This window comes from Streptomyces sp. HUAS 31 (genome assembly GCF_028198125.1).
In the GTDB taxonomy this organism is placed as follows: domain Bacteria; phylum Actinomycetota; class Actinomycetes; order Streptomycetales; family Streptomycetaceae; genus Streptomyces; species Streptomyces chartreusis.
In genome coordinates, this window is record NZ_CP116353.1 from 8,033,229 (window position 1) to 8,055,778 (window position 22,550).

Annotated in this window: 21 protein-coding genes and 1 pseudogene; 15 read left to right on the forward strand and 7 right to left on the reverse strand. The window is 72.7% G+C overall.

The features are described from left to right. Positions 1 to 39 precede the first annotated feature (39 nt). The 3 genes from PGH47_RS35535 to PGH47_RS35545 are packed head-to-tail and all read right to left on the reverse strand — an operon-like array spanning position 40 to position 3,376. Positions 40 to 1,464, reverse strand: coding sequence for a vWA domain-containing protein (locus tag PGH47_RS35535; RefSeq protein WP_271666824.1), 1,425 nt, complete (start codon positions 1,462 to 1,464; stop codon positions 40 to 42). After that, positions 1,461 to 2,855 carry a hypothetical protein gene (locus PGH47_RS35540; RefSeq protein ID WP_271666825.1) on the reverse strand — a complete coding sequence of 465 codons (1,395 nt, stop codon included), beginning with the start codon at positions 2,853 to 2,855 and terminating at the stop codon, positions 1,461 to 1,463. The genes PGH47_RS35535 and PGH47_RS35540 overlap by 4 nt, the downstream gene beginning before the upstream one ends. Further along, a complete protein-coding gene (locus PGH47_RS35545; protein ID WP_271666826.1) occupies positions 2,855 to 3,376 on the reverse strand; it encodes a hypothetical protein in 522 nt (173 codons plus the stop codon). The genes PGH47_RS35540 and PGH47_RS35545 overlap by 1 nt, the downstream gene beginning before the upstream one ends. 207 nt (positions 3,377 to 3,583) lie before the next feature. Between PGH47_RS35545 and PGH47_RS35550 the strand changes: the two genes are divergently transcribed. Continuing rightward, the gene (locus PGH47_RS35550) at positions 3,584 to 3,982 is read left to right on the forward strand and encodes a hypothetical protein (protein WP_271666827.1); all 399 of its coding nucleotides are present in this window, start codon (positions 3,584 to 3,586) and stop codon (positions 3,980 to 3,982) included. Positions 3,983 to 4,018: 36 nt separating this feature from the next. On the opposite strand, the gene PGH47_RS35555 is transcribed toward PGH47_RS35550, so the two are convergent. Then, positions 4,019 to 4,348: a deoxyxylulose-5-phosphate synthase gene (locus PGH47_RS35555; RefSeq protein ID WP_271666828.1), complete on the reverse strand. Its 330-nt coding sequence runs from the start codon at positions 4,346 to 4,348 to the stop codon at positions 4,019 to 4,021. A 79-nt stretch (positions 4,349 to 4,427) separates the two neighbouring features. Beyond that, a complete protein-coding gene (locus tag PGH47_RS35560) occupies positions 4,428 to 5,408 on the reverse strand; it encodes an ATP-binding protein (protein WP_271666829.1) in 981 nt (326 codons plus the stop codon). Between the two features lie 166 nt (positions 5,409 to 5,574). Between PGH47_RS35560 and PGH47_RS35565 the strand changes: the two genes are divergently transcribed. Genes PGH47_RS35565 through PGH47_RS35580 form a run of 4 tightly spaced genes read left to right on the forward strand, consistent with a single transcriptional unit; the run spans position 5,575 to position 10,616 of the window. Beyond that, positions 5,575 to 6,108 carry a GNAT family N-acetyltransferase gene (locus PGH47_RS35565; protein WP_271666830.1) on the forward strand — a complete coding sequence of 178 codons (534 nt, stop codon included), beginning with the start codon at positions 5,575 to 5,577 and terminating at the stop codon, positions 6,106 to 6,108. Between the two features lie 3 nt (positions 6,109 to 6,111). After that, a complete protein-coding gene (locus PGH47_RS35570; RefSeq protein WP_271666831.1) occupies positions 6,112 to 7,599 on the forward strand; it encodes an ABC transporter substrate-binding protein in 1,488 nt (495 codons plus the stop codon). Positions 7,600 to 7,602: 3 nt separating this feature from the next. Further along, a complete protein-coding gene (locus PGH47_RS35575) occupies positions 7,603 to 9,393 on the forward strand; it encodes an ABC transporter permease subunit (RefSeq protein WP_271666832.1) in 1,791 nt (596 codons plus the stop codon). Beyond that, on the forward strand, positions 9,390 to 10,616 hold the full coding sequence (locus PGH47_RS35580) for an MDR family MFS transporter (protein ID WP_271666833.1): 1,227 nt from the start codon (positions 9,390 to 9,392) through the stop codon (positions 10,614 to 10,616). The genes PGH47_RS35575 and PGH47_RS35580 overlap by 4 nt, the downstream gene beginning before the upstream one ends. A gap of 128 nt (positions 10,617 to 10,744) precedes the next feature. Here the strand turns inward: PGH47_RS35580 and PGH47_RS35585 are convergent, their stop codons facing one another. Next, the gene (locus PGH47_RS35585) at positions 10,745 to 11,503 is read right to left on the reverse strand and encodes a CDP-alcohol phosphatidyltransferase family protein (protein WP_271666834.1); all 759 of its coding nucleotides are present in this window, start codon (positions 11,501 to 11,503) and stop codon (positions 10,745 to 10,747) included. Between the two features lie 108 nt (positions 11,504 to 11,611). Here PGH47_RS35585 and PGH47_RS35590 point away from each other — a divergent pair, with 108 nt between their 5' ends. From PGH47_RS35590 to PGH47_RS35610, 5 genes and pseudogenes are all read left to right on the forward strand, one after another. After that, complete coding sequence (locus tag PGH47_RS35590; RefSeq protein WP_271666835.1) at positions 11,612 to 12,595, forward strand: zinc-dependent alcohol dehydrogenase; 984 nt, start codon at positions 11,612 to 11,614, stop codon at positions 12,593 to 12,595. 152 nt (positions 12,596 to 12,747) lie between these two features. Next, positions 12,748 to 13,146 carry a 6-pyruvoyl trahydropterin synthase family protein gene (locus PGH47_RS35595; protein ID WP_093747920.1) on the forward strand — a complete coding sequence of 133 codons (399 nt, stop codon included), beginning with the start codon at positions 12,748 to 12,750 and terminating at the stop codon, positions 13,144 to 13,146. An 89-nt stretch (positions 13,147 to 13,235) separates the two neighbouring features. Next, positions 13,236 to 14,378: a glycosyltransferase family 4 protein gene (locus tag PGH47_RS35600; protein WP_271668226.1), complete on the forward strand. Its 1,143-nt coding sequence runs from the start codon at positions 13,236 to 13,238 to the stop codon at positions 14,376 to 14,378. 140 nt (positions 14,379 to 14,518) lie between these two features. After that, a complete protein-coding gene (locus PGH47_RS35605) occupies positions 14,519 to 15,469 on the forward strand; it encodes a class I SAM-dependent methyltransferase (protein ID WP_376051965.1) in 951 nt (316 codons plus the stop codon). Continuing rightward, positions 15,466 to 16,536 (forward strand): annotated as a pseudogene (locus PGH47_RS35610) (lysylphosphatidylglycerol synthase transmembrane domain-containing protein); the annotation flags it as partial. The gene PGH47_RS35605 and the pseudogene PGH47_RS35610, both read left to right, overlap by 4 nt. Positions 16,537 to 16,688: 152 nt before the next feature. On the opposite strand, the gene PGH47_RS35615 reads toward PGH47_RS35610, so the two are convergent. Further along, a complete protein-coding gene (locus tag PGH47_RS35615; protein ID WP_333938179.1) occupies positions 16,689 to 17,471 on the reverse strand; it encodes a creatininase family protein in 783 nt (260 codons plus the stop codon). Between the two features lie 41 nt (positions 17,472 to 17,512). Here PGH47_RS35615 and ribA point away from each other — a divergent pair, with 41 nt between their 5' ends. The 5 genes from ribA to PGH47_RS35640 are packed head-to-tail and all read left to right on the forward strand — an operon-like array spanning position 17,513 to position 22,545. Further along, the gene (ribA, locus tag PGH47_RS35620; protein WP_126898647.1) at positions 17,513 to 18,181 is read left to right on the forward strand and encodes a GTP cyclohydrolase II; all 669 of its coding nucleotides are present in this window, start codon (positions 17,513 to 17,515) and stop codon (positions 18,179 to 18,181) included. Between the two features lie 33 nt (positions 18,182 to 18,214). Further along, positions 18,215 to 19,189, forward strand: coding sequence for an ornithine cyclodeaminase family protein (locus tag PGH47_RS35625; RefSeq protein ID WP_271666838.1), 975 nt, complete (start codon positions 18,215 to 18,217; stop codon positions 19,187 to 19,189). Continuing rightward, complete coding sequence (locus PGH47_RS35630) at positions 19,186 to 20,331, forward strand: NAD(P)/FAD-dependent oxidoreductase (protein ID WP_271666839.1); 1,146 nt, start codon at positions 19,186 to 19,188, stop codon at positions 20,329 to 20,331. Before PGH47_RS35625 ends, PGH47_RS35630 begins: the two co-directional genes overlap by 4 nt. After that, the gene (locus PGH47_RS35635) at positions 20,328 to 21,389 is read left to right on the forward strand and encodes a saccharopine dehydrogenase (RefSeq protein ID WP_271666840.1); all 1,062 of its coding nucleotides are present in this window, start codon (positions 20,328 to 20,330) and stop codon (positions 21,387 to 21,389) included. Before PGH47_RS35630 ends, PGH47_RS35635 begins: the two co-directional genes overlap by 4 nt. Then, positions 21,382 to 22,545 carry a saccharopine dehydrogenase family protein gene (locus PGH47_RS35640; RefSeq protein WP_271666841.1) on the forward strand — a complete coding sequence of 388 codons (1,164 nt, stop codon included), beginning with the start codon at positions 21,382 to 21,384 and terminating at the stop codon, positions 22,543 to 22,545. The genes PGH47_RS35635 and PGH47_RS35640 overlap by 8 nt, the downstream gene beginning before the upstream one ends. The last annotated feature ends 5 nt before the right edge of the window (positions 22,546 to 22,550 follow it).

Below are 22,550 nucleotides of genomic sequence, written 5' to 3' on the forward strand. Positions count from 1 at the left end.
TACGGGGATCACAACGAGACGTGGACGTACGCCGGTTGATCAGGTGAGAAACGTCTTGAGCTCGTGCACGAGCTTCTTGATGTGGCCGGAGATCACCGGCGTACCGAGGTCCTTGAACTTCTCCCGGAACCACGGGTTGACGCTGCCGCGCCCGGAGCTGGTCACCGAACCCACCGGGATGAACCTCGCCCCCGAGCGGTGGACGGCGGCCATGCTCTCGAACAGCTCGTCCGTGCGCCATTCGTAGAAGTCGGAGATCCACACGACGACGGTGTTGCGCGGCTCGGCGATCTTCGGCTGGGCGAGCGCCATGGCGACGGTGCCGTCGGTGCCGCCGCCGAGCTTGGTCCGCAGCAGGGTCTCGAACGGGTCGTGTGCCCAGGGCGTCAGGTCCAGCGCCTGTGTGTCGTAGGCGATGAGGTGGACGTCGACCTTCGGCAGCCCGGCGAAGATGGATGCCAGGATGGTGCAGTTGACCATCGAGTCGACCATCGAACCCGACTGGTCCACGACCACGATGAGCCGCTGGGGTGTCGTCTTTCGGCTGGTGTGCCGGTAGTAGAGACGGTCGACGTAGAGCCGCTCGCCCTCCGGATCCCAGTTGGTGAGGTTCTTCCAGATGGTCCGGTCGAGGTCGAGGTTGCGGAAGACCCGCTTGGGCGGGACGGACCGGTCGATGTCACCGACCGTGGCCTTCTCCACCTGGGTGCGCAGCACCTGGGCGACCTCGTCGACGTAACGGCGGATCAGCGACTTGGCGTTGGCGAGGGCGACACCGGAGAGGTTGTCCTTGTCGCGCAGCAACTGCTCGATCAGGGACATGCTCGGCGTCAGCTGCGAGGCCAGCGCGGGATCGGCCAGCACCTCGCGCAGATGCATGCGCTTGACGAGACCGGCCTCCAGGGCACCGAGCTCCGGCCCGATCTCGGGGATCAGACGGCTCAGGTCGGGCGTGGGTCCGCCGAAACCGGTACCGGTCGGGCTGACGCCCGGCCCGCCTCCCGCACCGGCGGCACCGCCACGTCCGCCGCGCAGCTCGCCGGGCCGGCAGCCCAGCGCCCGCTCCAGCCATCCCGCGTCGGACTGCCAGCGCGCCAGTTGCTCGGCGGTGACGGTGCCGGAGCCGGTCGCGAAGACGTTCAGCAGCACCTTCGACACGAGCGCCGCGCGTCGCACCTCGGCGGCCCGGTCACGCGCACCGTCCTCGTCCGGCTCGGGTGCCATCAGTCCGTCGAACTCGGCTTCCAGCTCCGGATGCCGCTGTACGACGGAGTCGACGGACGTCCCCGGGTCGAGCAGTGCGGACGGCAGACCGATGTCCTCGACCACGGCGAGGCTCGCCGACTCCAGGCCGGCCTGCTCCTCGGGGTCGAACAGCCGGGCCAGCAGCCGCCAGTACAGCACCTGTCGCCGGTTCTCCTCCGCGTCGGGCACGGGGGCACCTTCGATGATCTGCTCGCTCATTTCCGCAGCAGCCTCCCCGCCCGCTCGCGCAGCACGGTGACGGCGTCGGTGGCGGCCTTCTCGGCCCGTACGCCGGCCTTGTCGGTCGTACCTCCGGCCCAGGCCCCGGCGTGCACGGCGACGGACTTCTTCCGCACGGTCCGCTCGACGGCGAGCGGCTGGACCAGAAACGCCCCGGCGTCCCAGCGGAGCAGCCCGACACACGCGGCGGACGAGGCGACGACCTCTGGGGTGAGCGGTCCGGCGGCCGGAACCCGGTCGGTGTCCACGGCGAGACGCTGCCCCGCGACCTGGAACGCCACCCCGTCCTCGCCCTCCTCCACGGCATACCCCTCCAGCAGGACGGGCACGGCGATACGTGCCGGATGCCGGTCGAGCGGCGCTGCCGGGAAGGCGGCAGCGGTGGGCAGCGCCACCCGCGCGGTGGCGAACACCTCGGCGGGCTCACCCGTGCGGGCCCTGGCGTCGTCCCAGATCAGATCGCCCTCACCGGTGAGGGGCATCGCGTCGAGCTCCATCGCCCGCCCCTCGCTCACGGCGGCCAGCAGGGACATGTGCGGCCGCAACAGCTGCCACAGCCCGGCACCGACGACGGTGTCGGGCTTCGGCGCGGACACCGAGGCCCGCACCAGCCGCGGTGTGCCGCCGTCCGCCGGTTCGAACACGGCATGAACCTGGGCCTGTACGGCGGTGGCGTGCTCCTGGACGTCGACACCGAGCGGCAGCAGACGGCCGGTCGCCTCGCTGACGCCGGGAGCGGAGGCCGCTGCTCCGGGCATCGTCAGCAGCATGGCGCGCGACCACAGGTCGGCCCACCGCCGCACCGGCACCCGCTCCAGGGTCGCTCCCGGGCAGGACGCGGCCAGCTCGGCGGCGAAACCGTCCAGCAGCGTGGCCGGGCGGCGCAGCGCGGTGTCGGGCAGCATCGCGGACACGACGGGCGCCGCCCCGCCGACGAGTTCATGGTCGATGCCCTGCCATCCGGCCCGCGCGACGTCGCACAGCCAACTGCGCGCCGCGGTCAGCAGATTGACGGCGTACTCCGCATCGCCGGCCGTAGCGGCGCGCCCTTCGTCCCGAGGCCGCCCGACCGCCTCCTCGACACGAAGGACCAGCGCATCGTGCACGGAACCCAGCAGGGCGGTGCGGGCGGCGGCGAGCGCGACGAAGTGATCCTCGCCGGCGGCCCCGGCAGCGGTCTTCTCGGCGGCCTCGGCGACCCGCGCCGCCAGCGGCGAGCCCGAGACGGCCTCGGCGAGTGCGGCCAGCCCGTGGGCCTGGGCGGGCTGCGGACGCAGTAGACCGGCGACCAGTACTTCGTCGAAACCGTCCACGGCGGCAAGGGCACCGTCGAGCCCGTCGACGGCGTCGGTCAGCAGATCGGTATGCATCAGGCCACCGCCCTCGTCGTCGGGAACCACTGCATCTCCGGCAACGGAGCGGTACTCGGGGCGAGTTCGAGATACGCCAGATGCCGCAGGAACCGGCTGAACACCTGAGCCGCGGCCGAACTGTCCCCCTGCCCCGGCCGAACGGCGGTCATCGCATCGGTGAGGGTGCCCGCATCGGCGGACGCGCCGCCGGCGACCTCGACCTTCAGATACCGGCCCACGCGCTCGACGCCGTACTGAAGCACCGCCTCACCGATCAGCGCACGTATGTGGTTGCAGAACCATCCGCGCGCCCCACCGCAGGGACGGTTGTTGTTGGTGCTGCACGCGAACGCGTACGTCCCGGCCTCGACCGACGACACATACACCCGCCCGATGTCCGACCCACTGGACACCACACCCTGCAACCGCCCGTCGGCCAGTTCCACGAAGGGCACCTTCGCGAGCTTCCTCGGGCGCGCGGACGGCACGACCCGCGCCGTACTCGACTTCTCCCACACCGACAACGCACCATCTCCCATGCATGCGAAAGGGGACGTCAACGCCAGATCGGCGCAACGGGATCAAGCTATCGGCACCCACTGACAACGCCGCTGACACCGGGCGACGGCCGCGGACCGACCGACGGTCCCGGAAAATGTGTATGCCTGGGGATCGTGGCCTGGCACGATGAGGCACCGCACCATGCGCCTTGCCGCGGGCCGAGGGCCCTGACCGAAGGGGATCCCATGGCGGACTGGATCTACATTCTCGATCCGCGCAAGGACTCGTTGGACGGGGAGCCGTCCGACAAGGAGACGATGCGGCAAGTGGCGGAGGAGGAGCCGGAACTGGAGCTCTGGCTCAGCCGTCGCTACCGGATGCAGCCGGGCGACCGTCTCTGGTTCTTCTTCGCCCAGCCGGAGTCGGCGGTCGCCGCGGTGGCCGAGGTCGACGAGGAACCCCGGGCGGACGACGAGGACCCCGACGTTTTGTACCTGGTCGCCGTGACCATGATCACCGAGGCGACGAAGGCGCTGTACCGCGAGCCGGTGAGCCGCGAGGAACTCGGACTGGGCCAGGTGCGGTCGGTACAGAAGGTCAAGCCGGAGGCGCTGCCGGTGCTGCTGGCGCGGGCGGGGCTGTGAGACAGCCGGGATGAAACCCGGTCACCGGGGTGTGCGTCAGGGCATCTCGGGACGGACGAGTGCCCGGGCGAAGGGTTCACCGGTACGGCGCGCACAGGCCAACCGCTCACGCACCTCCCGCAGAGTGCGCGGGCGGTAACCGGGCCCGCCGCAGCAACTCTTGTGGAACCGGACGCCCGCGTGCAGCAGCACGGACAGGGTCCGCCAGGCCGCGCGGTCACGGCGTGGCGGCGCGGCGAAGGCGGAGCCGACGTGGATCAGCGGCTCCGCGCAACGGGGGCAGATCCGCTGCCTGTCCTTGTCGTACGGCTGCTTGTACGAGGCCCGGCAGGGCAGGCAGACGTACGAGGTCTTCGCGTGGGCCATACCGCCAGGGTAGGCAGCCGCCGGACCGAACTCGACGGAATTTCGGGATGATGCCTGATCTCATGCCATGTGCGTGCGGTCACAGGCGCCGTGGTCCGTGCGTGTCCGCGCGTCCGCCGAGTGCGGAAGGGCCCGGCACGAAGTCCGGGTCCACCTGGGTGGCCAGGTCGGCGCCCGTTCTGTCGTCCGCCCAGGCGCGGGCGTTGCGCAGGTGGAAGTCGACGGCGTGGCGGTGGGTCGTCGGCCAGTCCTTGTCGCAGGCGTCCACCGCCTCGCGCAGCACGTTCAGGGCATGGACGTTGTGGGCCTCCAACTCGCCCTGTTCCCTGCCCTGTTCGGCCGCGCGGATCCAGGAGGAGTGGACGAGGTGAGTGAGTAGGTCGTCGCCGACCTCCTCCTTGAGGAAGATCAGGTCGTCCTCGCCGGTCACCTTGTTGCCGACGACGGCGACGCGGACGCCGAACTCGCGGGCGTGGTCGCGGTACTGGCGGTAGACCGAGACGCCCTTGCGGGTCGGCTCCGCGACCAGGAACGTCATGTCGAAGCGGGTGAACAGACCGGAGGCGAAGGCGTCCGCGCCCGCGGTCATGTCGACGACCACGTACTCGCCGGGGCCGTCGACCAGGTGGCCGAGGTAGAGCTCGACCCCGCTGAGCTTGGAGTGGTAGCAGGCGACCCCGAGGTCGCTCTCGTCGAACTCGCCCGTGACCATCAGCGGCACATCGCCGACGCGCCGGACGTGACGGGTGTGCAGTTCGTCGTCGCCGAGGAGACGCAGCAGGCGGGAGCCGCGGCCCGGCGGGGTGGTCTTGATCATGGCGTCGGCGGAGGGGATGCGCGGGTTGGTGCCGCGCAGGTACTCCTTGATGTCCCGGACATGGGCGCCGAGGGGCGGGGCGTCCAGGGCGGCGCCGGTGTGGCCCAGCGCCTCGGCGAGGTGCTGGTTGATGTCGCCGTCGATGGCCAGCACCGGCGCGCCGGAGCGCGCGAGGTGGCGGGTGAGGAGTGCCGACAGGGTCGTCTTGCCGCTGCCGCCCTTGCCGACGAACGCGATGCGCATCAGCGGCCCGCCCTCGGGGCCAGGGCCCCCTTGTTGAAAATGGATGTCATGTGGCTAGACTGGTCGCGGCTCATGATCACTGTCAAATCGCTTGGGCCGTAAGGGGGGTGCGGAGACCGTGGCGGCGTCGCGATCTTTCCTTGTGCTTAATGCATATGATGTGCAAGTGCATGACTACAGCATCAGGGCGGCGAGCCCGGACGACCTGGACGGTGCGCGAGCCCTGATGCTCGACACCGTGTACCGCGACTTCGGCACCGGCTATGTGCCCCGCTGGCACGCGGACATCATCGATCCGGCCGCCGCCTACCTCGCCTCGCCCCGCCACACCCTCCTCGTCGCGCTCGACGCCCGGGGCGGCGTCGTCGCCACGGCGGCGCTCGACTCGCGCGGCCCGGCCCACCCGCCGAACCCGCGCGACCTCGCCGAGCGCTACCCCTCCGGCGCGACCGCGCAACTGCGCCGCGTCTACGTCCGCCCCGAGCACCGCAGACGCGGCCTCGCCCGGCGGCTCGTCCATGAGCTCCTCGCCTTCGCGGCGGCCGACGGCGGCTACCGCGCCGTCTATCTCCACACCGACCCGAAGGTGCCCGGCGCCGAGAGCTTCTGGCGCTCGCTGGGCAAGGTCGTGCACGACGAACGCGAGGACACCGGCGGCGGCAACGGCGTCGTCCACTTCGACATACCGATGGAGCGATAGACCGTGCGACGCCGACTCCGCCCGATCCTCGCCCTCTTCCTCGGCCCGGTGCTGGCCGGTTGCTTCGCCTCCGGCGGAGGCGGCAGCGACTCCGCCGACACCGGCTCCCGCCTCCGCGTCGCCCTCGCCTTCCCGCCCGCCGAGAACCTCTCGCCCTACGGCGCCGACTCCACCATCCTCAGCCGCCTCGGCGTCACCGAGGGCCTGACCGCGCTGGACGCCAACGGCACCGCCGCCCCCGCCCTGGCCGCCTCCTGGCGCCAGGAGGACGAGAAGACCTGGCTGTTCACCCTCCGCGAGGCCACCTTCCAGGACGGCTCCAAGGTCACCCCGGCCGCCGTCGCCGCCGCCCTCACCCACGCCACCCGGGCCGCGCCCGCCCCGGCCGCCGTCGCCGGAGTCACCCTCACCGCGAAGGCCGAGGGCGCCGACGACGTACGCATCACGACCGGCGCCCCCGACCCGATCCTGCCGCTGCGGCTGTCCAGCCCCTCCCTCGCCGTCCTCTCCGCCAAGGCGTACAAGGAGAAGGACGACGTCGACCCGGTCGGCACCGCCACCGGGCCCTACGAGATCACCAAGGTCATGGGCGACACCGCCGCCACCCTCGACCGCTACGACGACTACTGGGGCGGACGCGCCCAGGCCACCGGCATCGACGTCAAGTTCGTCGCCGACGGCACCGCCCGCGCGAGCGCGCTGCGCACCGACCAGGTCGACCTCGCCGAGGCGATCCCCGTCGCCCAGGCCGCCACCCTCGACAAGGGCACCCGCGAGGCGACCGCCACGACCCGCACCACGAGCCTGCTCCTCAACTCTCAGAAGGGCCCCTTCGAGGACGCCGCACTGCGGGCCGCTGCCCGCGCCGCCGTCGACACCTCCGCGCTCGCCGAGGACGTCCACGAGGGATACGCCGACCCCGGCACCGGCATCTACGGCCCCGCCGTCACCTGGGCCGCGGGCAAGCGGACCGAGCCGGTCGGACGGGCGGAGCCCGGCAGGCCCGACGGGACCCGCGTCACGCTCGCCACGTACGACAACCGGCCCGAACTGCCCGAGGTCGCCCAGGTGCTGAAGCAGCAGCTGGAGAAGGCCGGCTTCGAGGTCACGCTGGAGGTGCGCGAGTACTCGCGGCTGGAGAGCGACGCGCTGGCCGGAAAGTTCGACGCGTTCGTCCTCGCCCGCAACACCCTCGTCGACACCGGCGACCCCGTGTCCGTCCTCGCCAGTGACTACACCTGCGACGGCGGCTACAACCTCGCCCAGCTCTGCGACAAGGACGTCGACCGTGCCGTGGCCGAGGCCGAGCGCGCCACCGACACCGCCGGGCGGCAGGACGCGGCGATGGCCGCCGAGGCCCGCATCCTCGGTACCGACACCGTCGTACCGCTGGTCCACCAGCGGATCATCACCGGCGTCGGGAGTTCCGTCAGCGGCGCGCTCCTCGACCCGTACGAGCGCACCCTCGTCGGCATCGGCACCCGGCGCTGACCCGTGCGGCACCAGGCAGTCACGCTCCTGTGGCGTGCGGGCATCGCGGCCGCCCTGGTGTGCGCCATCGGCGTACTGCCGTGGCTCTCGCACACCGACCCGGCGCTCACCGTCCTCAAGGCCCGGTCGGCGGACCGCGACCCCACGCCAGAGGTACTGGCCGACATCCGCGCCCAACTCGGCCTGGAAAAAGGCCCGTTCCGGCTCCTCGGGGACTGGCTGGGCGGGCTGTGGCAGGGGGACGCCGGACGGTCCTGGATATCCGGCAGCGAGGTCACGCCCGCCGTGCTCCAGGCACTCGGCGTGTCCCTGCTGCTGATGGCGGTGGCCCTCGCGGTCGCCGCCGGCACCGCCGCGCTGATCTGCGCGCGCACCCTGCGGCTCGGCGCCGCGCTGCGACTGGACGGACGGCGGGCCGCGGGCAGCGGCTCCGCGGTCCTCGCCGCGCTGCCCGAGTTCCTCACCGCGTCCGTCCTCGCCACCGTCGTCGGCGTGCAGCTCGGCTGGCTGCCCGCGCTCGGCTGGTACGGCTTCCAGTGGACGATCCTGCCCGCCCTCGCCCTCGGCCTGCCCGCCGGCGCGGTCCTCGGCCGGCTCCTCGACGACCTGCTGCCAGGCGCGTTCGCCGAGCCCTGGGCGCTCGCCGCCACCGCGCGCGGACTGCCCGGCCGCACCGTCGCCCGACAGGCCCTGCGCCGCTGCCTGCCCGGACTGCTGCCCAACACCGGCCTGTTCGTCGTGGGCATCACCGGCGGGGCGGTCACCGTCGAGCAGATCTACGACATCCCCGGCCTCGGCCGCACCACCCTCCAGGCCGCCCTCGCCCAGGACCTGCCCGTCCTCCAGGCCGGCACGCTCGCCCTCGTGCTGCTCGCCGCGGTCGCCGCCGCACTGGCCCACCTCCTCACCCGCCTGCTGATCGGCCCGGCCCTGCGCGACGGCGCGCTGCCGTCCCCGCACCGGCCGGCACCGCCCGCCCGCCGCATCCCGCCCCTCGTCCACGGCGGCCTGCTCCTCGCCGTCATCGCCGTCGGCCTGCCCCGTGACCCGCTGGCCCTCGACACCGCCGAGCGACTCGCGGCGCCCTCGGGCGCGCATCCGTTCGGCACCGACGCCCTCGGCCGGGACGTCCTCGCCCGCGTCGCGCACGGCGCCCTCGACACACTGCTGCTCGCACTCGCGATCACCGCCGTCACCCTGCTCACCGGGCTCGCTCTCGGCCTGCTGCCACGACTGTCCGGGCCCGTCGTCGACACCGTCACCGCGCTGCCGCCGGTCCTCGTCGCCCTGCTCGTCACCGCGATCGTCGGCAGCGGTGGCACCACGCCCGCCCTCGCCGTCGCAGCCGTCGCGTGGACACCGCTCGCCGCACACACCTCCGCGCTCCTGCGGCAGGAACGCGCCGCGCTCCACCTCACCGCCACCCGCGCCCTGGGCGCCGGCCGCTGGTATCTGCTGCGCCACGAACTGCTGCCGGCCGTCGTGCCGCCCGTCACCCGGCACGCCCTGCTCCGGCTGCCCGGCGTCGCCCTCGCGCTCGCCTCGCTCGCCTTCCTCGGCCTGGGCGCCCAGCCGCCCTCCCCGGAGTGGGGCCTGCTCCTCGCCGAGAACCAGCCCTACGCCGAGCGCGCCCCCTGGGCGGTGCTGGCCCCCGCCGCCGTACTCGCCCTGCTGGGCGCGCTGGCGGTGACGGCGGCCGGAGGGGTACGGCGTCGCAAGCGCACGGCCGTACCCGAGGCGACGGACGTGCCCGAGAAGCGGCCGGAACCGAGGGAGTTGGTGACGACCGGATGAGACCGCCGACGCTCGGGTTCCGGAAGGCGGCTCCGGACCGGCTCCGGCTCTCCCCCCTCCTCCGTCTCCTCATCCTCACCCAACTCGCCTTCAACATCGGCTTCTTCGCCGTGCTGCCCTTCCTCGCCGAACACCTGGGGCAGGCCGTCGGGATGGCGGGGTGGCTGGTCGGGTTCGTGCTGGGGCTGCGGACGTTCAGTCAGCAGGGGCTGTTCGTGGTGGGCGGCGCGCTGGCCGACCGGTACGGCATCCGGCCGGTGGTCCTCACGGGGTGTGTGCTGCGGATCGCCGGGTTCGTGTGGCTCGGGTACGCGACAGCGACCGGGGCGGTGATCGGGGCGGTGCTGCTGATCGGGTTCGCCGCCGCCCTGTTCTCACCGGCCGTGGAGTCCGAGGTCGCCCGCCAGGCCGTGCTCTGGGAGGAAGCGGGCGGCGGCTCGCGCACCCGGGTGCTCGCGCTGCTGACGGTCGCCGGTCAGGCGGGCGCGTTCGTCGGACCGCTGCTCGGCGCGCTGCTCCTGGCGGTGGACTTCCGCACGGTCTGCCTCGCAGGCGCCGGAATCTTCGGCCTCGTCCTCGCCGGCCACGCGTGGCTGCTGCCGCAGCGCATACCCGGACGGGGCGGCGTCCGCCTGCGGGGCGGCCTGGGGAAGCTGCTGCGCAACCGCCGCTTCCTCGCCCTGTGCTGCGCGTACGGCGCCTATCTGCTCGCCTACAACCAGCTCTACCTCGCGCTGCCCGACGAAGTGGAGCGCGCCACCGGCTCCCAGGCCGCGCTCGCCTGGCTGTTCGCCCTGTCCTCGCTGCTGGTGGTGATCGCCCAGCTGCCCGTCACCCGCTGGGTGGGGGAGCGGCTCACCCTGCGCCGGTCCATGGTGGCCGGCCTGCTGCTCATCTCGGCGGGCTTCACGGTCGTGGCCGCGGCTCGCCCCGCCCACTGGACGGGTACGGCGGCCCTGTTGCCCGCGGCCGGCTTCGTCGTCCTGCTCACCCTCGGGCAGATGCTCGTCGCACCGGTCGCCCGCGCCTGGATCCCCGACCTCGCCGAGGAGGGCCGACTCGGCCTCTACACCGGCGCGTTGTCCTCGATCTCGGGCGTCATCGTCCTCATCGGGAGCTCGGCGACGGGAACCCTCCTGGACACGGGCCTGCCGGCGGCTGTGCCGTGGCTGGTGCTGGCGGCCGTACCACTGGCGGCCATCGGGTTGCTGCCTCGCCGCTGAGGCCCGGCGGGCGCGGTTCGGCAGCGCCGAAAGGGGCGCGGGACTGTATCGATTTGCGGCTCCGCCGCGTGGGCGCGACCAGCCAGTACGGCGCCGCGGACGACCGGCGGCATTTCGCGGCCCTGCGTTCAGGACGCCACCAGTTCCCGAACCTCCGGCACTGGGACCCGCTCCGTACGCGACGTCCGGTACAGCCACATGATGTCCCGCCCGAACGACCAGACGAGCGCGGCGAGCGCCACCGCGGCCACCGCGAACGTCGCCGCGTACGGGAGATAGCCGGACGCGGCCAGCAGCAGGAACACGCCCTGCATCGCGGCGACCGTCTTGCGGGCCGTGCTCGGCGGGAGCGGCGCGTTCAGCCAGGGCCACACGCGGGCGGCGGCGACGAAGCCGTAGCGCATCGCGCCGATCAGTAGGACCCACGGGCCCAGCGACATCGAGACGTACACGCTCAGTACGAGGATCAGGAACGCGTCGACCTCCATGTCGAAGCGCGCTCCCAGCGCCGTGGACGTGCCCGTGCGGCGGGCCACCTTGCCGTCCACGCCGTCGAGGATCAGCGCGACCGCCGTCAGGCCCACGAAGAGCGTGACCGGCGGCGAGCTCTGGAAGGAGTCCGCCACGAGAGCCGTGACGCCGCCCACCAGCGTCGCGCGGCCGAGGGTGACCCGGTTCGCCGGACCGAAGGAGCGCAGCCCCGACCGGTGCAGGGCCAGCGACAGCAGCGCCCAGGTCGCGATGGCGAAGACGAGGCCGGTCAGCCAGCCCGCCGGCCCCAGGCCGATCGCCGATCCGAGCAGGGCCAGCAACAGGATCTGCACGCCCGCTCCCACAGCGGTCTCCTGCTGGACCAGCCTTGCGTCGTAAGTGTTGTTCAGGGCCACCGCACATTCCTCCGGCCAGATGACAGAGTCGATCAAGGCCGCGTACTGTGCGCGACCTGTGCACACCTCCGTACGTGCACGGCTTCACGATCGTTCAGGAGGATTCCGATGAACCGCGCCGCACGTGCGTTCTGGCTCCGCTCTCCGGGTGAAGGAGAGATCCGGGAGGCCGTCCTTCCGGAGCCGGGCGAGGACGAGGTGCTGGTGCGGTCGCTGTACTCCGGAGTCAGCAGGGGCACGGAGACACTCGTGTTCCGCGGCGGCGTCCCCGAGAACCAGCACGCGGCCATGCGGGCACCGTTCCAGGAGGGCGAGTTCCCCGCCCCCGTGAAGTACGGCTATCTCAGCGTCGGGGTGGTCGAGGCCGGGCCGACGGCACTGGTCGGCCGTACGGTGTTCTGCCTGTACCCGCATCAGACCCGGTACGTCGTCCCCGTGAGCGCCGTGACCGTCGTACCGGACGACGTGCCCGCCGCGCGCGCCGTCCTCGCCGGCACCGTCGAGACCGCGGTGAACGCGCTCTGGGACGCCGCGCCCCTGGTCGGCGACCGGATCGCCGTGGTCGGCGGCGGCATGGTCGGCTGCTCGGTCGCCGCGCTGCTGGCCCGCTTCCCGGGAGTACGGCTTCAACTGGTCGACGCCGATCCCCGCCGGGCCGAGGTCGCCGAGGCCCTCGGCGTCGGATTCGCCTCGCCCGAGGACGCGCTCGGCGAGTGCGACCTGGTCGTCCACGCCAGCGCCACCGAACAGGGCCTGAACAGGTCGCTCGAACTGCTCAGGGCCGAGGGCACGGTCCTCGAACTGAGCTGGTACGGCGACCGGCGCGTCGCCCTCCCGCTCGGGGAGGCCTTCCACTCCCGGCGGCTCGTCATCCGCAGCAGCCAGGTCGGCACCGTCTCCCCGGCCCGCCGTGCCACCCGCAGTTACGCCGACCGGCTCGCCCTCGCCCTCGACCTGCTCGCCGACCCGGCGCTGGACGCCCTCGTCACGGGAGAGAGCGCTTTCGAGGAGCTGCCCGAAGTGATGCCGAAGCTCACCTCGGGGGAGATCCCGGCCCTCTGCCACCGCGTCAGGTACGCGGACACGCCCTGACGGACTCGTTCATTCCCGGACGACAAGAGCGCCTGACCTCAGAAAAGAGTGAGAGTCGGCTGAACACGGGGAAGCGAAGAGCCGTACTACACGACATCCCCGGCAGTGATCAGCGGGGGATGAGGAGCGCACCGCACCTGGAGGGTCGTCCGTTGTTCAGCATCACCGTCCGCGATCACATCATGATCGCCCACAGCTTCCGCGGCGACGTCTTCGGACCCGCGCAGCGCCTGCATGGAGCGACGTTCCTGGTGGACGCAACGTTCCGGCGCGAGCAGCTGGACGACGACAACATCGTCGTCGACATCGGACTCGCCACACGGGAACTGGGTGCCGTCGTCGGTGAACTGAACTACAGAAACCTCGACAACGAACCCGACTTCGCCGGGATCAACACCTCCACCGAGTTCCTCGCCAAGGTCATCGCCGACCGGCTCGCCGAGCGCATCGAGAAGGGCGCGCTGGGCGAGGGCGCCAAGGGCCTCGCCGGTCTCACCGTCACCCTGCACGAGTCGCACGTCGCCTGGGCGAGTTACGAGCGTGCCCTGTGACCGACGTGACGCTGGAGAAGAACGTGGCCCGCGACGGGAACGGCGTCCTCGGCAAGAACGTCACCCTGGACAAGACGGAGCTGGGCTATATGCCCGTGCAGCACTCCGTCCTGAAGAACGCCGAGATCATCCCCATGTCCCTGCGCTCCGTGCACTTCGTCCTGCCGGGCGGCGTCGACGACCTGGCCGCGCCGAGCGGCGGCAACGCCTACGACCGGCGCGTCTGTCTGGACCTGCCCGGCTTCGGCTGGCAGGTGCACAAGCACCCGGTGGACGGCAGCTGGCCCCGCCCCGGCGCCGAGGCCCGCGCCGAACTCGCCCGTACGCTGCGGGATTTCCCGGACGGCACGGTCGTCCTGCTGGACGGGCTGGTCGCGTGCGGCGTGCCCGAGATCATCGTGCCGGAGGCGGAGCGGCTGCGCCTCGCGATCCTCGTCCACCTCCCGCTCGGCGACGAGACGGGCCTGGAGCCCGCCGTCGCCGCGGAGCTGGACGCCCGGGAACGCACAGTGCTGCGGGCGGTCGACGCGGTGATCGCCACCAGCGACTGGGCCGTGCGCCGCCTTGTCTCCCACCACGGGCTCGCCCCCGAGCGCGTCCATGTCGCGGCGCCCGGCGCCGACATCGCGCCGCTCGCCGCCGGCACCGACGGTGTGTCCCGCCTGCTGTGCGTGGCCGCCGTGACACCGCGCAAGGGACAGCACCGGCTGGTGGAGGCGCTGGCCGCGGTGACCGACCTGCCGTGGAGCTGCGTCTGTGTGGGCGGGCTGAACCAGGACCCCGCATACGTGGCCGAACTGCGGGCCCTGATAGCGAGGCACGGCCTCGAGGACCGGCTGATCCTGGCCGGCCCGCAGGCCGGCGCCGAACTCGACGCCAGCTACAACACCGCCGACCTCATGGTGCTCACCTCCTACGCCGAGACGTACGGCATGGCGGTGACCGAGGCGCTGGCCCGCGGGATCCCGGTGCTTGCGACGGACGTCGGCGGGCTCCCCGAGGCGGTCGGCCGGGCCCCCGACGGCGGTGTCCCCGGCATCCTCGTGCCGCCGGAGAACTCGGCCGCGATCGCCGTCGAGCTGCGCGGCTGGTTCGGCGAGGCGGACGTACGACGCCGACTGAAGGCGGCGGCCCGCGGACGGCGTGCCGCCCTGAACGGCTGGGCCGGCACGGCCCGCAGCCTGGCCTCGGTTCTGGGCCGACTGCCGAACGAACCCCGGAGGGCGGCATGAGGAAGACGGCGACGGCACAGAGCGGCGGGACGATACCGACCCAGCCGGGGCCTCTCGATGCGACGGACTCGGCGCAGCGCGGGGCGGACGCCGACGAGCAGAGCGGCCCGCACAGCGAAATCGTCTCGGCGGAGGGTGACATGGGTGGTGCTTCCATACCGTCGGCGTCCGACGCCGATGCCGTGATCCTCGGGGCCGGCCCCACCGTGCAGCCCGGCGAGCGGGCCACCGTACGGCTGCGGGACGCCGGCCCCGACGACCCGCCGCGCTACGCGCCCGAGTGGCTGGAGCTGCGGGAGGGCGCCGATGCCTCGGCGCGGGCGCACGACCTGCTCGACCCGCTGCGGATCCGGCTCGCCAACCTGCCGGCCCGCTCCGGCGGGCTGGTCATCCACGACATCGGCTGCGGCACCGGCTCCATGGGCCGCTGGCTCGCGCCCCATCTGGACGGCCCCCAGCACTGGGTCCTGCACGACCGCGACCCCTACCTCCTGCACTTCGCCGCCGTCGCCTCCCCGCGCTCCTCCGCCGACGGCAGCCGGGTCACGGTCGAGACGCGCCGCGGCGACGTCGGCCGGCTCACCCCGGACGCCCTGCAAGGCGCCTCCCTGGTGACCGCGTCCGCACTCCTCGACGTCCTCACGGTCGAGGAGATCGGCACCCTCGCCGCCGCCTGCGCGGGCGCGGGCTGCCCGGCGCTGCTGACGCTCTCCGTCGCGGGCCGCGTCGAACTCACCCCGTCCGACCCGATGGACGACGAGATCGCCGAGGCGTTCAACGACCACCAGCGGCGCTCGGGAATGCTCGGCCCCGACGCGATCACGGTGGCGGCGGAGGCGTTCTCCGAGCACGGCGCGACCGTGCAGGTCCAGCCGAGCCCGTGGAAGCTCGGCCCCGGCGAGTCGGCGCTCACCGCCCAGTGGCTGCGCGGCTGGGTCGGCGCGGCGGTCGAGCAGCGCCCCGAACTGCGCGAGCGCGCCGACCGCTACCTGACCGAACGCCTCGCCGCCTGCCAGGCCGGCGAACTGCGGGTCGTCGTCCACCACAGCGACCTGCTGGCGCTGTGCCGGCCGACGGGCGGAGCGTCATGACCGTGGAGACGGTGGCCCGGACCCGCCCCGAACGCCGGGTCCCCAAGCCCCGTATCCGCCGGGCGGAACGGCCGGGCGCGCGCGGCGCCCGCGTGCAGGCGGTCCTTCCCGCCGCCCCCGTCATCGGCACCGCCGCCGTCTCCCAGGACCGGATCGGAGTCGTCGTCACCGAGGCGCCGTCGGCAGCGGAGTCCGCCGAGCCGACTCGCAGTCGGCTGCGTGGAGCGCTGTCGCAGCTCAACACCCCAGCCTTCCGCACGCACCTGGGCACGGTCGTCGGCGTCGTGATCCTGGTCGTGCTGTTCTGGCGGCTCGGCACCGGAGTGTTCCTCGACGGGCTGCGGCGGATCGACGGTGCGGCGCTGGCCGGCGGGCTCGTGATCGGGCTGGTCACCACCGTGTTCAGCGCCTGGCGCTGGCAGTTGGTGGCCCGCGGGCTGCGGATCCGGCTGCCGCTGTGGCCCGCCGTCGCCGACTACTACCGGGCCCTGTTCCTCAACGCCGCCCTCCCCGGCGGCGTCCTCGGCGATGTGCACCGGGCCGTACGGCACGGGCAGAGCGCCGGTGACATGGGGCGCGGCGTCCGCGCGGTGGTGCTGGAGCGGACCGCCGGCCAGGTCGTCCTCGCCGCCTTCGGCGCCGTCGTGCTGCTGACCATGCCGTCACCGGTGCTGAACCAGGCCCGCGACATCACCCCGCTCATCCTGTTCGCCGGGGTGGGCGCGCTCGCCGTCGTGGCCGCCGTACGCATGAACCGGGCGCCGTCGCGGCGCGACCGGAGCCGGCCGTCCGCGCTGCGCACCACCCTCGACGAGGCCCGGGAAGCCCTGCTGTCCCGCCGCAACGGCCCCGGCGTCGCCGTCTCCTCGGCCGTCGTGCTGGCCGGACACATCGGGATGTTCGTGCTCGCCGCCCGCGTCGCCGGCTCGGACGCCTCCGTCGCCGCCCTGGTGCCGCTCGCCGTCCTCGCGCTGCTCGCGATGGGACTGCCCCTGAACGTCGGCGGCTGGGGCCCCCGGGAGGGCGTCACCGCCTGGGCGTTCGGCGCCGCGGGACTGGGCGCGACCACCGGGCTCGCGGTCGCCGTCGTGTACGGCGTACTCAGCTTCGTGGCCGCGCTGCCCGGCCTGGTCGTCCTGGTCGCCCGCTGGTACACCGGGCTGCGCGCGGAATCCGGATCCGCCGCGACCATGGCGGACCCGGAACCCAGCGGCTATTTTCAGGCGTCACCCGTGTCCGCTACGGAATCGTCCGCGGAGGTCAGCAGTGACACATACGCGCCGAAGGAATCCGCGAGGCTCGCCAGCAGCCCCTTCCCCTTTTCCGCGGAACCCAGTGAAGGGCGGCCGATGACACCGGAATCGGTATAGGCGGACATACCGAGGGTCAGCAGATGACGGCGATCGTCCGCCACGAAATCGGAAGTCTCATAACCGGGTCGGATCAATTCGGGATGAGCGTGCAGAAGGATGGAGGTCTCGATTTCCCCCGCGTGCATGTCGGTGAGCAGTGAGGTCTCCACCCCCGCCCGCACCCGCGCTGCCTCCCAGTCCTCCGGGGCCGGGAACAGCGCCATTCGCTCACCACGCGCGGAGGACTCCTGAACGACGTTGCCCAGTACGTAGTTTCCGCCGTGTCCGTTGACCAGCACCAGGGCGTCGACGCCCGACCGGCGGAGCGAAGCCGCAATGTCCCGTATCACCGCATGAAGGGTCACGGAGGAGATGCTGACGGTCCCCGGCCAGGCCGCGTGCTCGTGCGAGCAGGAGATGGTCACGGGCGGAAGAAGGTGCACCGGATGTGCTGCGGCGATCTCGCGCGCGATGGCGCAGGCCACCAGCGTGTCGGTCGCCAGCGGAAGGAACCGGCCGTGCTGCTCGAAGCTTCCGACGGGGAGCACCGCCACCTGTCGTGAGACGCCCGCCCCTCGGGTCCGTACGTCTTCGGTGGTGTCCGCCGGCACCAGCGAGTGCGCCGCCGGCCGCATTTGCGAACCACTCATCTTTTCACGGCCTTTCGTCTCTGCTTAGGAACTGAAGAATCATGACAGAAAAAATTGGCGTCCTCGGCAAGAAGTCCACGCAGCGGACGCAGCGTTCCGGCGTGGAACGCGTGGTGAATGCGCCGCTGCCCACCGTGTACGGCGAATTCCGTGCGATCGGCTACCTCGATCACGACCGCGGAGACGAGCAAGTGGCCCTCGTCTACGGCGAGATAGGCACGGACGGGGTGCTGACCCGGCTGCACTCGGAGTGCCTGACGGGTGACGCCTTCGGCTCCCAGCACTGCGAGTGCGGCGACCAACTGGCAGCCGCCCTGCGCGCGGTCGTCGCCGAGGGCAGCGGCATCGTCGTCTATCTGCGGGGCCACGAGGGCCGCGGCATCGGCCTGCTCGCCAAGCTGCGGGCGATGGCCCTCCAGGCGGAGGGCCTGGACACCGTCGAGGCGAACCTCGCGCTCGGCCTGCCGGTCGACGCCCGCGACTACGGCGTCGCCGCCGGGATGCTGCACGACCTGAACGTGCGCAGCGTCCGGCTGATGTCGAACAACCCGCGCAAGCGCGAGGCGCTGGTGCAGCACGGCATCGAGGTCGCCGAGCAGGTCCCGCTGCTCATCCCGCCGTGCGAGAACAACATCACCTACCTGCGCACCAAGCGGGAGCGTCTCGACCACCACCTGCCCCATCTGGACGCGGTCGGGCAGCTGTCCTGATTGCGGCGAGGCACGTCCGGACAGGAAGAGGGAATGACCGACGACGTCCTCTTCCTGACCGGAGACCAGGTCTCGCGCCTGCTCGGCCTCGACGCGGCGATCGCCTCGCAGCGCGCGGCCTTCACGGCGCTCGGCGCCGACGCGGCCGACCTGCCCGGGAAGATCATGCACCCGAGCCGCTTCGACGACAGCGTCGTCTTCGCGTACGTCTCCCGGCTGTCCGCGGACACCGGGGCCGTCGCGAAGATCGGCAGCGTCAACCCGGGCAACGCGGCGTCCGGCCTGCCGACCGTCCACGCGGTCATCACGGTGCTCGACCCGGTGACGGGCCGCCTCGCCGCCGTGATGGACGGCACTGCGATCACCACCCTGCGCACGGCCGCCGCGAGCGCCGTCGCGATCGACGTCCTGTCCGGCCCTGACAGCGCGGACCTCGCGCTCCTGGGCTCCGGCACCCAGGCCCTCGCCCACGCCCGCGCCGTCGCCAGGGTGCGCGAGCTGAAGTCCGTACGGCTGTGGAGCCCGACCGAGCGCAACCGCGTCCGCTCGGCACAGGAGCTCACGGCCGAACTCGGCCTCGCCGTGGAGGCGGTCGGCACCGCCGAGGAGGCAGTGACGGGGGCCTCGCTGGTCGCCGCCTGCACGCTCAGCACGACGCCCGTCGTACAGGGGGAGTGGCTGGCACCCGGGTGCACGGTCGTCAGCGTCGGCTCGTTCGAGCCCGGCCGCCGCGAGGTCGACGACGATGTGCTGCTGCGTGCCGCGAGCGTCGTCGTCGACGACCCGGCGACAGCCGCCGAGCACGCCGGGCCCGTGGTGCACGCCCTGCGTGAAGGGGCGTTGGCCCCCGAGGACCTGGTCGGCCTCGGCGCCGTGGTCACCGGGCAGAGCTTCCCGCGGTCGGGGCCCGGCGACATCGTCTACTACAACAGCGTCGGCCTCGGCATCCAGGACGCGGCCGCCGCCTGGGCCGTCGTCGAGGCGGCCCGGAAGGAGGCCCGCCCGTGAACACCCACGCCAGCGTGGTCGTCATCGGCGGCGGTGTGATGGGCACCAGCATCGCCTATCACCTCGCCCGCGGGGGCGTACGGGACGTCGTCCTCGTCGAGCGGGACGAACTGGCCTCCGGCTCCACCTCGAAGGCGGCCGGCGGAGTGCGCGCGCAGTTCTCCGACGAGCTCAACATCCAGCTCGGGGCGCGCAGCCTCCAGGCGTTCGCCCGGTTCGGGCTGGAGCTGGGGCACGACATCGGGCTGCACCGGGTCGGCTATCTGTTCCTGCTGTCGACGCCCGAGGAGGTCGCAGGCTTCGAGGCGAGCGTCCGGCTCCAGAACTCCCTCGGGGTGCCCAGCCGGATGATCGACCCCGCCGAGGCCCAGCGGCTGTCCCCGCTGATCAGCACCGACGGACTGCTGGCGGCCGCGTTCTCCCCGGACGACGGCCACTGCACCCCCGAATCCGTCGTGCACGGCTACGCCTCCGCGGCCCGCGCGTACGGGGCGCGGATCTTACGCCACAACGACGTCACCGGCATCGAGGTGCACGGCGACCGCATCACCGCCGTGACCACGAGCATCGGCCGGATCACCACCGAGACGGTGATCTGCGCGGCCGGCCCGTGGTCGCGGGCGATCGGGGCGATGGTCGGCGTGGACCTGCCGGTGGTGCCGCTGCGCCGGCAGGTCGCGGTCACCGAACCCGTGGGCGGGCTGCCGCCGGACCTGCCGATGACCATCGACTTCACCACCAGCCTCTACTTCCACTCCGAAGGGCCCGGCCTGCTCCTCAGCATGTCCGACCCCGACGAGCGGCCCGGCTTCGCCACCGACACCCACGACCGCTGGATCCCAAGGCTCGCCGCCGCCATGGAGCGCCGCGCCCCCGCCCTGCTCGACCTGCGCCGCACGGGAGGCTGGGCGGGCCTGTACGAGGTCACCCCGGACCACAACGCGCTCATCGGCGAGGCGACTTCCGTCTCCCGCTTCCTGTACGCGACCGGCTTCTCCGGCCACGGCTTCCTCCAGGGGCCGGCCGTCGGCGAGGTCGTCCGTGACCTGTACCTCGGCCGCGTACCCTTCGTGGACGTCAGCCCGCTCAGCGCCGGCCGGTTCGCGGCCGACGCCCCGCGCCCGGAGGCCAACCGCGTATGACCGAGCTCCATCTGTGGCTGCGCCACGAGGTCCGTTCCACCGAGCGACGCACACCTCTCGTGCCGTCGGACGCCCGGCGGCTCGTCGAGCGCGGGGTGACCCTGACCGTCGAGGAGTCCCCGCAGCGGATCTTCCCCGTCGAGGAGTACGAGGCGGCCGGCTGCCGTATCGCGCCCGCCGGATCCTGGGTGTCGGCACCCGAGCGGGCCGTCGTGCTGGGGCTCAAGGAACTCCCGGACCAGCCGGGCGAGTTGACGCACGACCACATCTTCTTCGGGCACGCCTACAAGCGGCAGCCCGGCGCCGAGGCGCTGCTCGGGCGCTTGGCGGCCGGAGGCGGCACACTGCTCGACCTGGAGTACCTGGTGGACGACGACGGCCGCCGCCTCGCCGCCTTCGGCTTCTGGGCCGGCTATCTCGGCGCCGCCCTCGCCGTCCTCCAGCACCGGGGCCGGCTCGCCGCGCCGCTGACACCCCTGTCCAAGGACGAACTGGACGCACTCCTGCGGCCGGTCGCCGGGGACGAGGAGTTCACCGCACTGGTGATCGGCGCCCTGGGTCGCAGCGGACGCGGCGCCAGGCTCGGGTTCCTGACCGCGGGGATCGAGGCGACGCCCTGGGACCTCGCCGAGACCCGTGCCCTGGACCGCCCGGCGCTGCTGGCGCACGACGTGCTGGTCAACGCCGTCCTCGCCACCACGCCCGTCCCGCCCTTCCTGCGCGAGGAGGACCTCGACGACCCCGGCCGCAGGCTGCGCACCGTCTGCGACGTGACCGTAGACGTCGGCTCGCCGCTGAACGTGCTGCCGGTCTACGACCGCACCACCGAGTGGACCGACCCGGTGCGCCGGCTGCGCAAGGAACCGCCCCTCGACCTCATCGCCATCGACAACCTGCCGTCCCTGCTGCCCCGCGAGTCCAGCGCCGACTTCTCGTCGGCGCTGCTTCCCCAGCTGCTCCAGTTCGAGACGGGCGGGCCGTGGGGGCGCTGCCGTGACCGGTTCCATCAGGCATGCCGTGAACTCGGCATCGTGGAAGGGGAGTTCCGCAATGGCTGACAGATCCGCACGGGTACCCGCGAGCGGCACCGTCCACTGGGTCGGCGCCGGTCTTTCCACCGGCAGCGGGCTGTCCCGGCTGTGCGACACGGCCGACCGCGTACGGCTGTGGCACCGCACCGAGGACCGGGCCGCCGACGCCCTCGCCCGGCTCGGCCTCACCGGGCGCGCCGAACCCCGCGCCTACACCCTGGCCGCGCTCACGGCCGAACTGGCGCCCGGCGACGTCGTCGTGTCGATGCTGCCGGCGCCCGAGCACGCCGGGATCCTGGCGGCCTGCGTGCGCCGGTCGGCCCACTTCGCCTGCTCCAGCTATGTGTCGGACGCGGTCCTCGAACAGGTGCCGGCGGCCGCGGCGGCGGGGCTCGTCGTGCTCACCGAGGCCGGCCTCGACCCGGGCATCGACCACCTCTTCGCCCACTGCCTGATCGGCCGCGCCCGGGAGGCCGTCGGCGACGACGCGGGAGCCTCGTACAGCCTCACCTCCTACTGCGGCGGGGTCCCCGCGGTCCCGAACGACTTCAGGTACCGCTTCAGCTGGGCGCCCGCCGGGGTCCTCAACGCCCTGCGCGCACCGGCCCGATACCTCAAGGACGGTGCCGAGACCGTCGCCGAGCGGCCGTGGGAGGCGACCGGGCCGCACACCGTGGACGGGGAGGTGTTCGAGGTCTACCCCAACCGCGACAGCGTTCCGTTCGTCGAGCAGTACGGGCTGCCGGACGGCTGGAAGCCGCTGACCTTCGTACGCGGCACCCTGCGCCTGGAGGGCTGGCTGCGGGCCTGGGACTCCGTGTTCGAGGAGCTGAAGGCGGGCGACGACGCCAGGATCGCCGCCCTGGCAGGGGAGTTGGCGGCCACCTACCCGACGACGGACGCCGACCGCGACCGGGTCGTCCTCGCCGTGTCGCTGGACGTGCGCGGCGGCTCGGGGCAGTCGTGGTCCGGCAGCTATCTGCTCGACCAGGTCGGGGACGAGGAGGAGAGCGCCATGGCCCGCTGCGTCTCCCGCCCGCTCGCCCTCGGCGTCCGGCACATCCTGGACGGCTCCCTGCCGGCGGGCCTGAGCCGGGCCGCGGAGACGGCGGCCCGCTCGGAGGAGTGGCTGCGTGAACTCGCCCTGGAGGGAGTGGAGTTCGCCCTGCGCGTGGACGAGTGACCGGC